The organism is Paenibacillus mobilis, from assembly GCF_058267595.1.
This window is the reverse complement of sequence record NZ_JBZCMS010000001.1, coordinates 660,183-674,156: the sequence shown is the minus strand read 5'-3', so window position 1 is coordinate 674,156 and position 13,974 is coordinate 660,183. Positions and strand designations below refer to the sequence as shown.

Genomic DNA, 13,974 nt, shown 5'->3' with positions numbered 1-13,974 from the left:
CCACAGATATCAATGGGGACGTAAAAAGATGACTCCTGTACAGTACAGGAATCATCTTTTATCTGCGGCTTAAAACCACAAGTCCCTTTTTTTACAAGTGTCCTTGACAAAGGGTACAGTTCACCCTGTCCCCTTGTCCCTCTTTCCGTTCAGTCTTTGATTGCGTCTGCAGCGGCATCCAAAGCTTGAATGACTTTATCGCACCAGGCGTCAAATTTCGGATCCTCTGTTTGATATTCAGGATGGGTCAGGATATAGTCCACCGTTTCTTTAATTCCCTGATCAAGGCGGATAGTGGCTGTAAATTCCGGAACCAGCCTTTTGATCTTGGAGTTATCAAACACCACTGTATTAGCCTTATCGCCTAACAAACCGCCCCGGTAATCCTCGGTGCTGCAGGCCGCCAGAAACACCGATGACACATGCACGGCTTGCAGTTTGACGCCCAGGCTGCTTGCGATGATTTCATAAATTTGATTCCAGGTTACGGATTCATCGGAGGTAATGTGCACCGATTCGCCGATGGCATGAATATTGCCCATGAGACCGATAAACCCTTTTGCAAAATCCCTATTATGCGTCATTGTCCACAAGGAAGTCCCGTCGCCATGAATGATAACGGGCTTGTTCTCCAGCATTCGTTTGGCAACCTGCCATGTTCCTTTGCTACCATGGACGCCCAGCGGAATGGAACGCTCATCATAAGTATGGCTTGGCCTAACAATCGTAACGGGGAAACCCTGCTCGCGATATTGCTTCATCAAATATTCTTCACAGGCAATCTTGTTTCTGGAGTATTCCCACAGCGGGTTGGACAAAGGCGTGCCCTCGGTGATCCGGTAATCGGACAGCGGAGTCTGATAAGCGGAAGCCGAGCTGATGAAGATGAATTGCTTTGTTTTGCCATTAAACAGCCGGTAGTCCCGTTCCAGCTGCTCTGGTACAAAAGCTATAAAATCCGCAACCACATCAAACTCCAAATCCTGAATCAGCTTGGCCACCTTGTCTTCATCTTGAATATCGGCAATAAGAGTCTTCACGCCGGCCGGCAGTTCATCATTCCTGGAACCGCGGTTCAAGAGATACAACTCACTTCCCTGTTCGATGAGCTGCCGGGTAATGGCCGAGCTGATCGTTCCGGTTCCTCCAATAAAAAGCGCTTTCATAAATCCACCTCCAAGGTCGCTTGCTGAACTTTTCTTTCCCAGTATAAGGTAACATATCCTCTGCTTGAAGACACTGTATTTTTTATTGACGCAAAAAAAGCAGAGCTCTTGCCCCACTTTTATCGCATGACTCAGCTAACTTTGGCTGGCATACGCTTTTTATTCCGCGCCTCTCCTTTCTATGCTTATATCAGGTTTGCCGCAGCGCTTTCAATTTGTAGAACCGGCTTGCATTATGGCCAAAAATATTCTCTTTCTGCCCGGCGGTCAAGGTTTGCGGCAGCTGATCGTTCAAAAGCTCAAACACTTGCGAATAACTCGCCGCGAGCAGGCAAACCGGCCAGTCGCTTCCGAACATCACGCGATCAGGGCCAAATATCTCCAAAATAGAATGAATATACGCCGCGAAATCAGACGGCTGCCAATGCCGATGGCCGGCTTCGGTCACCATTCCGGATAATTTGCAGTACACATTCGGATGCCCGGCGATCTGCCTCATTTGACTTTTCCACGGTTCGAGCCTTTGTTTGGCAATGTCCGGTTTGGCTATATGATCCACTACGCCATGCAAATTCGGCACTAAATCGATCAATTGAACGAGAGAGTCCAACTGGCCCGAGGTGACCAGCAGGTCGACGGGCGTGCCCTGCTCACCCAAATAGGTGAAGGCCTCGATAAAGGGCTCATGGAGAATCAGAGCCGCATCGGGCATCTCCTGAATCATGACGCGGATGCCCACAAATTTGGGGTGACGCCGAAACCGTTCAAGGTTTTCCTTGTAGGACGGATCTTGTAAATCAAGCCAGCCTACTACCCCGAGAATAGATTCCTCTTCACCGGCTAACGACAGCAAATAATCTGTTTCTTCCACCGCTTGGGCAGCTTGAACGACGATTGAGCCGTCCAGCCCGTGCTCTTTGAGATGAGGCGCCAGATCGGAGGGAAGATAATCACGGTTCAATACGGGCATATCGGGAGTGATCCAATCGTAATCCCCTCGGGCCAGCTTCCAATAATGCTGATGAGCATCAATCCGCATGAGCCGTAATCACTCCTTTTCGCAAAATGATATTCGCATACTGGGCGGATTCCCCCGTAGCTACGATGGCATAAGCCTTTTTAGCCCGTTCATAAAACGCAAATCGCTCCACTACTTCGAAACCGACGAACGGCTGGTTTTGGCCATAATGCCTATGGATGATTTCCTCGTAGATGGCCCAAATCGGTGTCTCCACCGGATCGCCGGGGACGACTTCCATTAGCGCTGCTTGTTTTGAAGAGTAAGAATCAAGAGGGACAAGGCGAAGAATGGCCTCAAGCAGCTCCGGAATCGAATGGCCGTCAGCCCGGACCAGCCTTTGCGCCACGCTTGCTGCAGGGAAATTAGCGTCGGCGAGGACGATTTCGTCGCCATGGCCCATTTCCATGAGTATTTTAATCAGGTCAGGCGAAATCAGCTTGGATATACCGATTAACAAGGGACTCCCTCCTGGATTCGTACTGTTTTTGTTTTTGTCATCCATTTACCCTACCCTACCAGGATGGCATAAACGATCCCGGGGCCGTGAACCCCGATGGTAAGGTCATTTTCAATATCGGCCGAACGGCTGGGCCCCGAAATAAAATGAATCCCTGCAGGCAGATTTTCTCTTCCGGCCAAGTCAAAATGAACCAGTGTTTCGCCGAGCCTTGTGCGAAGCCGCTCCACGGGAAGAATGGCCATCAAAATCGTAGGAAGAAGACTGACGGACCTGCCCTTGGCCTTAGAGGACAGCACGGTCATCGAGCCGGTGTAAGCGGTAGCATAATCAACGAGCACAATCCCCATATCCGCTTCCGCAGCCCGTGCTTTCCAGTCCTCCTCTTGTGCATGTTCAGCAGGTTCCTGCTCATGATTCCAAACCGTCAGCTTTGCTCCGGGAAGCTCGCTTTCCAGTCCCAAGGCGTCAAGCTCCGGCTGATCCTGACGAATGATGTATTTAGCGCTTGTTTCCCTCGCTTTGCCGGCGATAAACGTTTTGGCTTCTTCCATCGTAAGGCATCTGGCTACATGCCCTCCGGCACTTTGGAAATTTGCAGTAAACCTTTCGATTCGCTCTTCCAATGGCCATTCAAACGTGTTCCAGAAGTCTGGAGCACCGCGAAAAGGATGCTCCGGCTTCTCGGTCATACGAGGCCTTCCCAGTTTGCCGGCAATGCCGTTCATAAACATTTCCTGCTTGGCCAGCGATTCTCTCTTCAGCGAATCCAGCCATTCCTGATGGGTGTTCTCCCTATTTTCCGTATTCTCCGTATTCGCCATGGAAACCTCTCCTTTCCCTTTCCTTCACAAGGTTTTCCATCCTTGCCCGAACGGCTGGATCCAGCTCTTGCAGGCCATGACGGATTTCCCGCTCCAGCGTTCCCCAGCGGTCCCGGAAAGACTCCTTCGGCAAACTCGGCGCAACCCGGTAGTTGTTCCAGCCTTTCAAGGGACCCAGCTTCGACCGGATTTCCCCGTTTCTTGCGACCAGCTTTTGTCCCATTTTGCCAAGCCCGAGCACAAGCTTGAACCGTCTGGAATTCGCCATCACGGCTCCAAAACCTTTCATGCCCGCGGATTCCATGGAAGGGCTGTGCCCGCTTTCCACCTTGCGGCGGCGTAAAGAGACCAGCATGTCATGCAGCGGAATTTTAACCGGACAAGCTTCGTAACAAGCGCCGCACAAGCTGGAAGCGCTCGCGATATCATCCCATTCGGCTACGTTTTTCTTTAGAGCCGGCGTCAGCACAGCACCGATCGGACCGCTGTAGGTTCCCCCGTAGGCATGGCCTCCGATATGCCGGTAAACGGGGCATGCATTCAAACAAGCGCCGCAGCGGATGCAGTTCAGCAGCTCCTGGAATTCCGGATCGCCAAGCTGGAGCGAGCGGCCGTTATCCACGATAATAAGATGCATTTCTTCCGGCCCATCGGCGTCCTGTTCTCTTCTGGGCCCGGTTATCCCCGACATATAGACGGTCAGCTTCTGACCGGTCGCCGAACGGGGCAATAACGTGGCCATAACCTCAAGGTCGGACCAGGACGGGATGATGCGCTCCATGCCCATTAACGTGATTTGCGTTTTGGGAACCGTCGTGACCATGCGGGCGTTGCCTTCATTTTCAAACAGAACCATCGAGCCGGTCTCCGCAATCGCAAAGTTGCAGCCCGTCATGCCGATGTCGGCCTCAAGGAATTTCTCCCTCAGCTTCTTGCGGACGAAGCCGGCGAGAATCGACGTATCCGGCGGCAGCGTTTCCCCTGCGACCTCAGAGAGCATTTCCGCGATCTGATACCTGTTCTTATGAATAGCCGGGATAATAATGTGGGAAGGCGTTTCGCCTGCAAGCTGAATGATGTATTCGCCAAGGTCCGTCTCAATGGCTTCTACGCCGATCGACTCCAGCTCATGATTCAGATGCAGCTCTTCGGTTACCATCGACTTGGATTTCACAACGGACTTTGCGGATTTGCGTTCGGCAATAGCCAAAGCGATTGTCACCGCTTCCGCCGACGTTTCGGCAAAATGGACATGAACCCCGTTAGCGCGGGCGTTATCGGCGAACAAATTCAAGTAATAGTCCAAATGGGCGATCGTGTGCAGCCGGATTTGTCTGCCGCGCTCCCGCCATTCGTCCCAACGGCCGTGTTCCTCGGAGGCGTTTTTTTTGCCGCTGCGAAGCCTTTCGGTCGTGAACCGGACCGCTTTGCGCAGAAACTCGTCGTTCAGTGCCAGGTCCGCTCTTTCCTTTACCGTTTTGAGCGCGGAACTCGTCTTGTTCATGACCGGGTCACTCCTTCGTATAACAACTCGGCCAAATGCATGACCTTAACGGGCTCTCCCCGGTAACGCAAATTGCCGGCGATGTTCATTAAACATCCCATATCCAGACCCACCAGCACTTCCGCTTCCGTTTCCTTCACGTGATCGGCTTTCTCCGTGACCATAGCGCCTGAAATATCCGACATTTTGACCGCAAAAGTACCGCCGAATCCGCAGCAATCCTCCGCAAAAGGAAGAGGAACAAACTGGAGTCCGCTGACCCCGTTTAACAGCTTCATTGGCTCATCCTTGATGCCAAGCAGCCTGCTGCCGTGGCAGGACGGATGATAAGTGACTTTATGCGGAAACACGGCGCCGACATCCGTAATCCCAAGAACGTGAACCAGGAACTGGGTGAATTCGTACGTTTTTTTCTGCAGGTTTAAAGCCTTATCCAAGTAGACGGGATCATCTTGAAACAGATGGGCATAATGATGAACCATATAAGTACAGGAACCGGACGGGGAAACGACAAAGTCGCTGTCCTCAAAAGCATCCAGCACCGTTTTCGCCGCTTTCCTGGCTTCGTCCCAATACCCGCTGTTGTAGGCCGGCTGGCCGCAGCAGGTTTGAACGTCGGGAAAATCCAATTGCACGCCATATTTGGCCAACAGCCGGACCATCGCTTCCCCCACTCGGGGGTATATGGCGTCGCTTAGGCAGGTTATGAATAAAGATACTTTCATGATGCACCTCTCATGAATGATTGTCAGTGCTCCATATGGTCGTCAGGCTGAGCGGCTTTGACGGTGAGTCCGCCGTCGACCATCAGCAGATGACCGTTGATCTGCATGGCCTCTTCGGAGGCGAGGAACACCACGGCGTCGCCGATCTGCCGGGAAGTACCGAGCCGCTTCATCGGGTTGGCTTCGATTTCCTTGGCGCGAATCTCCGGATCAGCCAGAAAGTCGGTACACATGTCAGTATCTACGGTGCTTGGACCTACGGCGTTGACATTGATATTGTATTTGCCAAGTTCAATCGCCATCCCTTTGGTCAGCATATGGGCAGCAGCCTTGGACGATTGGTAATGCGGAATGACCGGGCTTGTGACCATCAAGCTGGCCGTCGAAAGTACATTGATGATTTTGCCGTAACGTTTCTCGATCATCGATTTCGCCGCCAGCTGCGAGGCTACGAATATTGATTTGACATTGGTGTTATAGGTGCGGTCCCACGTTTCCTCCGAGACCTGCATAAACGGCTCAAACGGAGCGATGCCGGCATTGTTGACGAGAATTTCCACCTCGCCCAGCTGCCCGCGCACTTGCTCGAACATGGCTTCGACCTGCTGTTTATTGCCTACGTCCGCCTGGACAACCATCGCTTTCACGCCATGAGCTTCAACCTGCTCTTTCACTTTCTCCGCAAGCGGGCGCGAACGATCCGACGTATAATTGATCGCCACATGCGCGCCTTCTTCCGCCAGCCGGATGGCAATAGCTTCCCCGATTCCCCGGCTTGCTCCAGTCACCAGAGCCACTCTGTCAGCTAATCTTCCCATTTCCAATAGCCTCCTATGGTTTCATTTGTTGTGCCGGTTACGCGGATGAATTATAAACTCGGTCCAATTCGGTTAATGCTGAACTCGGTATGGCCCAATATTTCCGCTTTGGTCAGCTTGCCGTTTGCAACCGCCACAATTTCTTCCCAAATCCGGTTGCCCGCGGACTCCAGGCTGAGCGTGCCGTCCAGCATTTCGCCGACATTCACGTCCATGTTGTCGGACATGCGTTCAAACATCCGTGTGTTCCCCGTAATTTTAATGACCGGGATAACGGCCGAGCCGGTCGGCGTTCCCCGTCCGGTAGTGAAGCAGACCAGATGCGCGCCGCCGGCAGCCATGCCGGATACGCATTCGATATCGTTCCCCGGGGAATCCATGAAGTACAGGCCATGCTTCGGAATATCCTCCGCATATTCGATCACGCCTTGGATCGGAGCCGTGCCGCATTTGCTGATGCAGCCGAGCGATTTCTCCTCGATCGTCGTCAAACCGCCCGCAATATTACCCGGACTTGGATTGCCGCCGCGCATATCGGCGCCCATCCGTTCTACTTCTTTTTCGAACCGGTCTACGATATGGTAGAGCTTATTCGACGTTTCCGGTGTCGAGCAGCGGGAAGCCAGGATGTGTTCAGCGCCAATGATTTCGGTTGTCTCCCCGATAACGACGCCTCCGCCCTGCTGGATAAGCGTATCGGCAGCCGCGCCAAGCGCCGGATTGGATGCGAGGCCGGAGGTTGCGTCCGAACCGCCGCATTTGACGCCGATGATCAGCTCGCTCAGCGCTACCGGCTCCGGCTGCATCTGATCAAGCTTAGCCCGCATTTCCTTGGCCAGCTCAACGCCATGCTGGATCGCTTTGACGGAACCGCCCACCGCTTGAATGTCGATGACCTCGACGAACTTGCCCGTAGGGCGGATAGCTTCGGCAAGCTCCTGAGGATCGACAACCTCGCAGCCGAGGCTGATGATGATAACGCCCCCGACATTCGGGTTGCGGCCCGTACCGGCCAGCACATCAAAGGTCCGGTCCTTGTCGGCCCCGATTTGGCTGCAGCCGTGCTGATGCGGGATGGCAACCGTATCCGGCACCATTTGCATGATCCGGCTGCTTACTTGATTGGAGCAAATGACCGTAGGAATAATTAAGAGATGATTGCGGATGCCAATATCGCCGTTAGGTCTTCTGTATCCCATTATGTGAGTCATCACTGTGTTCCTCCTTGTTTGGCATTTGCCTGATCGCCGCGGCCGCGGATGCCCTCGACGTTATGCACATGAACGTGCTGGCCGGCGAGAATGGCGGCTGTCGTACGGCCAATGACTTCTCCGTATTTGCGTATCTCCGTTCCGGCAGGCACATCTTCAATCGCCACCTTATGCCCGAAAGGAATAGGGTCAAGCACCACAAGCTCCGTGGCTTGATCATTTTTCAGAAACGTGATGTGGTCTCCGGCCTGTAAATCTTTAATCGCGGTTGCCACATGATCCCGGGCATCCATGACAATTGCGCTGGCGCCGGCTTCAATAGCTTTAGACATTCAGGGCACCCCCTATTTATATAAAAATTAGGCTTGCTCATTCACCATACGATTCGTCAAGGATCCAAGCTTCTCGATCTCAATCGTCACGACGTCGCCGTCTTTCAGATAAACCTGCTTTTCTTCCGGATAGCCGAGCACGACCCCTTCCGGAGTTCCTGTAAGGATAATATCGCCCGGCGTAAGCGTCATATGCTGGGAGATGTAGCTGACGATTTCATCACAATGGAAAATCATATCCGAAGTGTTCGAGTCCTGACGGACCTCTCCGTTCACGATGCAGCGGATCGACAAATCATTCGGGTTGCCTACTTCGTCAGCCGTTACCAGGTAGGGACCCAAGGGGCTGAATCCGTCGCAAGATTTGCCCAGCAGCCATTGATGGGTGCGCATTTGCAGATCGCGGGCCGACAAATCATTGACGTTGCAGTATCCGAATACGTAATCGAGCGCGTTTTCTTTGGACACGTATTTCGCTTCCTTGCCGATCACGATAACCAGCTCCGCTTCATAGTCCACCTTGCTCGTCACTTTAACCGGCAGCGGGACATCATGACCGTTCCCGGTCAGCGTATTGTTGAATTTGTTGAACAAAATCGGGTACTCCGGAATCGGCGCATTCGTTTCTTCCGCATGCTTGCGGTAGTTGAGACCTACGCAGATGATTTTGTTCGGATTCGGGACGCATGGCTCATAAGTCAAATGGGCTTCATCCAAGAGGCAGCTGCTTTCGCCTGCTGCCAGCACCTCGTTCACATACGCCTGCAAAGCGGATAAAGCCGTTTCTCCTCCCTCGATGACTTGGTGGACCGTTGTCGGTACGCCGCTGCCCTTGGCCGGAAGCTTTTGCAGCGCTTTCATAATAGGTACAACGCCGCTGTCCGTTTTAACGCCTAACTGCTGTAATCCATTTTCGTTAAAAGTAAGTAGCTTCATAAGATTTCATTAACCTCCGATTCTAGAATAGACGTTATACGTTTTTGCCAAAGACGACGCCGCCGTCAATATAAAGAGGGGAACCCATCATGAATTTCGAATCGTCCGATGCGAGAAACAGCGCTGCCTTGGCCACATCCTCGGGACGGAGCAGATCGCCGCTGAGCTGGCGTTTTTTAAGCGATTCGTAGCCTTCTTCCATATCGTCATAGGAAGTGCGCAAATAGTCTTCGACAAACGGCGTTAGCACCGTACCCGGCAATAAGGCGTTTACGCGGATGCCGTAAGGGGCGTAATCGACCTGCATGGACTTCGTTAAAGCGAGAACGGCTCCTTTGGTCGCCGAGTAGGAGGCCCGGCGGGCCAAACCGATTTCGGCAATGCAGGAGGACATATTGATAATCGATCCGCCCTGCTGCTCCATCATGTGAGGGATCACGTATTTGTTCGGCAAAAAGACGCCGCGGATATTGATGTTGATCACGCGGTCCCACGCGTCCGGCTCTACCTCATGAATGGCGCCGACACCGCTGACCCCGGCATTGTTGAACAGAACGTCGATCCTGCCGAATTTTGCGATCGCTTCGTCGACCATCGACTTTACCGATTCAGGGACGGTCACATCGGCTTGGATAAATACAGCCGATCCGCCTTCCGACGTAATCTCCTCCACCGTCTCCCGGCCCTTATCCGCCGCCAAATCGTTGACAATGACCGTCGCGCCTTCCTTGGCGAACAGAAGCGCCGTCGCTTTGCCGATCCCTGAACCGGAACCGGTGATAAGTATGATTTTGTTCTGCAGTCTCATGGCTTTCAACTCCTCATTCATAATTAGTAGAGGTTTACCACTTTCTAGCTTCAGGATTGCGACAACCTTTTTGCCAGAGCGCAAATTTCTTGTTTGGCCAATTCCCGCTTCTGCTCCCACTCATGCTTAAACATGGAGCAGCTGATCGCGGCCACGACCCGCCCGTCACCGTCGCGGATTGGAGCAGCTACGCAGCAGAAGCCCATCACCGCCTCTTCCATATCAAACGCATAGCCGGTCTCCCTCACGGCTGCGAGGTCCCGGAGCAGCTCTTCCCGGGAACGCAGCGTATGCTGGGTAAGGCTCGGCGCGAGCTCATCTTCGGCATATAAGGCACCAAGTTCCGCGTGATCCAGCCACGCGAGCATGGCTTTCCCGAGCGCCGTCGCATGGGCGGGCAGCTTTTTGCCCGGCTCTGAAGCAATCCTGACGGGGGATGGCATTTCCTCCTTGGCGAGATATAACACCTCTTGCTGCTCCAGTTTGGCAAGCTGGATCGTCTCAAGAAGAGTCTGCTTCGTTATAGCCGCTTCCTTCCGGAAACGATCAATGAGACTGAACTGCTTGAAAAACGCGTTGCCCCAAGCGCCCAGCTTGGAACCCAACGAGTAAGTGCCGTCATTTTCACGAACTACCCATTGAAGCGTTTCCATCGTGTTCAGCAGCGTAAACATGGAGCTTTTGTTGATTTCCAGCTGTTTGGACAAATCGATCAATTTGAGCTCCGCGGGATGCTCGCTGATCAGCAGCAAAATATCGTTTGCTTTCTCCAAAGCCGGAACCCAGTATTTTCTTTCCATTCCTGCCTCCAGCCAAATGGTTTATTATACTAAACCGTTGTTTATTATTTTAATAACCTGATCATATCATCGGTTGTTTTGCGGCGTCAATCGTCTTTATTTAATAAAGTTGTTAGAATAGCAAACGCTTTCATCTCTTGCGAATTAAAATGTAAAAAAGCGAAGCTCCTCCCATTAGGGATAACTTCGCTTTTTTCTTTGCTTCTTGCAGCGTCTTCCAAAAAGAAATGCATGTTCGGAAAACACCGGAGCCCGATGACGATATTCGCGGGAAGATCTGATCCCCTCTACGTCCCCTCAACCGTGGTTTCCTTAAGCTGTTTTCTCATGAACAGCCAGCCCAATAAAGGCGCAAATCCCAACCCGATAAGAAGCCAGGTTATGGTTTTTGGAGCATCGCTGATCGATAACACGACCACGTAAAGCAGAATGCCTGCCAAACGTCCGCTCATCAGGCACAGCTCGCGAAGCACCATGAGCTCAACCCGGTTATTGGCACTCTCCTCGCTTGCTCCCATCAGGTCGAAACTGACCGATACCATAGGAATCATATACAGCGGCAGAAATGCAGCCATGCCGATGCCCATGACAAGCAGCATGCCATACTGCAAACTCCACAGCAAGGGAATCATAAAACCCGCCAGCAGCAGTGCGCCAACCAGCATGCCCGCATACCGGTAGCGGGGTTTGAGCCACCTGCCGGCAATCCAGAAAGTTACCAAGGATACGGCGGAGGTGATCAGTGAAAACTGCCCGAGTTTCCATTCCTGGAGGGTCGCCTCATATACCAGCAGCACGATAAGGAAGGAATACACGCCTTCCCGAAGCCCCTGTGAGACCAAGCTGAGAGCTACGCGCCGCCATGGACTCCCAGAGCGTATGAGCTCGCGAAAAGGAGCTCCCCACTGGTAATGGCCCTCCAGCTTCCGTTTTTTCAGAAAAAAGCTGAATACCACGGCTACTCCAAAAATCACCAGCGATATGGTGAAAATTAGCCGGTAGCCTACATTATCCTGCATCCGCGAAATGACCCAGCCCGAAAACCACGGGCCGACGATGCCTGTGACCGAACCCAACAGGCCCATCCATCCGTTAAACATATCGCGGTTGTCCGCATCCGTTACTTCAAAAGTTACCACATTAAAAGCGAGCCAGTACAGGCCAAGCGCCGCTCCGAGCAGCAGCCCCAGCGGCCAGATATAAAACACGGCGTTTCTGCCCGCCAGCAGCACCAGCAGATAAAATAAACCTGATAAGGCCGTTCCGACGCGGAGCGCATTCATTTTGTTATGCTCCTTCACCCATTTCCCCGCAATCCAGAAGGTGAGACCAAGCGCAATTTGCTGGCTGACCGTAAACCAGCCGAGCATGGCGTAGTCCTGTTTGCTTTTCCACAAAAATACGTTCAGGAATGTACCGGACAATGCTCCGGATAAAACAAACAATCCATTCACTGCAAGCAGCAGTATGGATTGTCCGTCAAGAGCTCTTTTCATCCTTCTCCCTCCTTTAACCGAAACAACCAAACTGCAAAACCTCGGATTAGGATGTCCCAATGGGGGAAGAAAAATGAATATTTATAAAAAAAGCCGCCCTCCTCAACCAGAGATGCAGCCCCTAACCTTATTATTCTTGAATATAAGAGCAGCAGTAATCGGTAACGGCCGCCACTTGAAGTTTAAATTTCGTATTTGCAGGAACGGTGAATTCGCCCTTGTCTTGAATATGTATCCATTCGGTTTCCCCTGGAAGCAGTACTTTCAGATCGCCAGCCAAAATTTCCATGATCTCGATGGAGTCGGTGCCGAACTCGTATTCGCCGGGCAGCATGATGCCAAGCGTTTTTTTCGTGCCGTCTACGAACAGGACCGCGCGGCTGGTGACTTTACCGTCAAAATAAACATTAGCTTCTTTAACAACCGTTACATTTTCAAATTGCGACATGGTCTCGTTAACTCCTCTACGGGCAAATAGTGATGAATACGGCATCAGCAGATGTTTTTTATTCTATTCGCATTTGTTTAATAGGGCAAGAACCTTTTGTTAAATGCGCCTAACTTTCGTAGAAGTGTGCCGGTACCACCTAACGTCTTAATAACGTTTTTCTTACGATTTTACCGGATCGTTTTGCCCGAAATCAGCTGCCAGTCGCTTTTGGGAACGGTGATAACCCGCTTTCTCCAGCGCCTTAATCGCCATTTATAGCCTTCGCTTCCGGCCATGCTTCCTAAAGATGCCAGCAGTATGCTTGACGTTACTAATTTTGCCGCGAAATAAAGTCCCGTGCCTAACAGCAGGTCTATAAAAACTACTGTTTTTATGGCATTCAGGGTTTTGCCGTTCAGATACAGCACGAATACCTTTTTGGGTTTATTCAATCTTCATCCCCTCCCCTTAAGCAGTATTCGGGAGGCAAGTTGTCCTATCCCATCTTTTGCGGACCTGAACGGCCGGTTCCCTGTTAGTTCTCCTTCCCTCCGCGAGCTACACGAAAGCCCTGATCCGGGCCAAAACCGTTCGCCTCGAACTTGCCCCGGAAGGAAACCTCCCCGCTGCTGACATCGCCAATCCAGCCGCCGCCTTTCACCACTCTGTAGGAGCCCTTTATCGTATCCGAGTCTTCGAACCAGTCCCAGCACCATTCCCTCACGTTGCCCGACATATCGTATAGACCTAGTTCGTTCGGTTTCTTGCCGCCGACAGGTTTGGGTTGACCGTGGTTGGCTTCGATGGCCGGCCAGCTCCAGTCTCCTGACAAGTATCGGTCCCCGGCGTTTCTCCAGTACCAGGCCACGTCATCCGCCTGATTGCTTCCGCTGTAGGCGTAATTTTTGGTCATCTGTCCCCCGCCAGCAGCATATTCCCACTCCGCTTCCGTCGGCAAACGATAGCCGTCAGCACCCTTATGAATCGTAACCGTCCATTTCAGATTGTCATATTCGCTTTTGTTATCCGGGTCTTGCTGGTTTTTATTTATATCGTAATAAGGTTCCAAACCTTCTTTTAGGCTTCTTTGATTGCAATACTCAACTGCGTCGTACCAGCTGACCATCTCCACCGGCAAGCTGCCGCCCGGGAATTGGGAAGGGTTATTTCCCATGACCTCGGTCCACTCTTTTTGGGTAACTTCATATTTGCCGATATAAAAATCCGATAAAACAACGTTTCTTCCAACCTCATTGGATTGGGGCGAGGTAAAAGTCCCGCCTTTAACGAATATAAAGCCATCGTCCGGATGGGGGTTATTGTCCGTTTTTCCGGACTTCACCTGCGAGCAAGCGCTAATGAGAACGGTTAGTGCCAGAATAAAGGCCGTTAACGGCTTCTTTTTCATACTGATTTCTCCTTTACACCTGATAGTCAGGAAAGAGG

The 13,974-nt window shown here is 52.0% G+C and carries 16 protein-coding genes; all 16 read right to left on the bottom strand.

What is annotated here, in order from left to right; translation table 11 throughout:
• Nucleotides 1-149 precede the first annotated feature (149 nt).
• On the bottom strand, nt 150-1,166 hold the full coding sequence (locus AC3ZPD_RS03170) for an SDR family oxidoreductase (RefSeq protein WP_490982804.1): 1,017 nt from the start codon (nt 1,164-1,166) through the stop codon (nt 150-152).
• A 190-nt stretch (nt 1,167-1,356) separates the two neighbouring features.
• Nucleotides 1,357-2,205 carry an amidohydrolase family protein gene (locus tag AC3ZPD_RS03165; RefSeq protein WP_490982803.1) on the bottom strand — a complete coding sequence of 283 codons (849 nt, stop codon included), beginning with the start codon at nt 2,203-2,205 and terminating at the stop codon, nt 1,357-1,359.
• Nucleotides 2,195-2,644 (bottom strand): L-fucose mutarotase, encoded by a 450-nt coding sequence (gene fucU / locus AC3ZPD_RS03160; protein WP_490982802.1) that lies wholly within the window; start codon nt 2,642-2,644, stop codon nt 2,195-2,197. The genes AC3ZPD_RS03165 and fucU overlap by 11 nt, the downstream gene beginning before the upstream one ends.
• Nucleotides 2,645-2,694: 50 nt before the next feature.
• A complete protein-coding gene (locus AC3ZPD_RS03155) occupies nt 2,695-3,468 on the bottom strand; it encodes a LutC/YkgG family protein (protein ID WP_490982801.1) in 774 nt (257 codons plus the stop codon).
• Nucleotides 3,440-4,972 carry a LutB/LldF family L-lactate oxidation iron-sulfur protein gene (locus tag AC3ZPD_RS03150; RefSeq protein WP_490982800.1) on the bottom strand — a complete coding sequence of 511 codons (1,533 nt, stop codon included), beginning with the start codon at nt 4,970-4,972 and terminating at the stop codon, nt 3,440-3,442. The genes AC3ZPD_RS03155 and AC3ZPD_RS03150 overlap by 29 nt, the downstream gene beginning before the upstream one ends.
• The gene (locus tag AC3ZPD_RS03145) at nt 4,969-5,697 is read right to left on the bottom strand and encodes a (Fe-S)-binding protein (RefSeq protein ID WP_490982799.1); all 729 of its coding nucleotides are present in this window, start codon (nt 5,695-5,697) and stop codon (nt 4,969-4,971) included. Before AC3ZPD_RS03145 ends, AC3ZPD_RS03150 begins: the two co-directional genes overlap by 4 nt.
• A gap of 23 nt (nt 5,698-5,720) precedes the next feature.
• Complete coding sequence (locus AC3ZPD_RS03140) at nt 5,721-6,515, bottom strand: SDR family NAD(P)-dependent oxidoreductase (RefSeq protein ID WP_094092978.1); 795 nt, start codon at nt 6,513-6,515, stop codon at nt 5,721-5,723.
• A 50-nt stretch (nt 6,516-6,565) separates the two neighbouring features.
• Nucleotides 6,566-7,726 carry a UxaA family hydrolase gene (locus AC3ZPD_RS03135; RefSeq protein WP_490982798.1) on the bottom strand — a complete coding sequence of 387 codons (1,161 nt, stop codon included), beginning with the start codon at nt 7,724-7,726 and terminating at the stop codon, nt 6,566-6,568.
• Entirely contained in the window at nt 7,726-8,058 is a 333-nt protein-coding gene (locus AC3ZPD_RS03130; protein WP_490982797.1) for a UxaA family hydrolase, read from the bottom strand. The genes AC3ZPD_RS03135 and AC3ZPD_RS03130 overlap by 1 nt, the downstream gene beginning before the upstream one ends.
• 27 nt (nt 8,059-8,085) lie before the next feature.
• Nucleotides 8,086-8,994, bottom strand: a complete 909-nt coding sequence (locus tag AC3ZPD_RS03125; RefSeq protein ID WP_490982796.1) for a fumarylacetoacetate hydrolase family protein — start codon at nt 8,992-8,994, stop codon at nt 8,086-8,088.
• Between the two features lie 34 nt (nt 8,995-9,028).
• Nucleotides 9,029-9,802 (bottom strand): SDR family NAD(P)-dependent oxidoreductase, encoded by a 774-nt coding sequence (locus AC3ZPD_RS03120; protein WP_490982795.1) that lies wholly within the window; start codon nt 9,800-9,802, stop codon nt 9,029-9,031.
• A gap of 50 nt (nt 9,803-9,852) precedes the next feature.
• A complete protein-coding gene (locus tag AC3ZPD_RS03115; protein WP_490982794.1) occupies nt 9,853-10,602 on the bottom strand; it encodes an IclR family transcriptional regulator in 750 nt (249 codons plus the stop codon).
• 287 nt (nt 10,603-10,889) lie between these two features.
• A complete protein-coding gene (locus AC3ZPD_RS03110) occupies nt 10,890-12,098 on the bottom strand; it encodes an MFS transporter (protein ID WP_490982793.1) in 1,209 nt (402 codons plus the stop codon).
• 130 nt (nt 12,099-12,228) lie between these two features.
• Entirely contained in the window at nt 12,229-12,546 is a 318-nt protein-coding gene (gene ppnP, locus AC3ZPD_RS03105) for a pyrimidine/purine nucleoside phosphorylase (protein WP_490982792.1), read from the bottom strand.
• A gap of 170 nt (nt 12,547-12,716) precedes the next feature.
• Nucleotides 12,717-12,980: a hypothetical protein gene (locus AC3ZPD_RS03100; protein WP_490982791.1), complete on the bottom strand. Its 264-nt coding sequence runs from the start codon at nt 12,978-12,980 to the stop codon at nt 12,717-12,719.
• An 83-nt stretch (nt 12,981-13,063) separates the two neighbouring features.
• Nucleotides 13,064-13,936: a formylglycine-generating enzyme family protein gene (locus AC3ZPD_RS03095; protein WP_490982790.1), complete on the bottom strand. Its 873-nt coding sequence runs from the start codon at nt 13,934-13,936 to the stop codon at nt 13,064-13,066.
• Nucleotides 13,937-13,974: the final 38 nt, after the last annotated feature.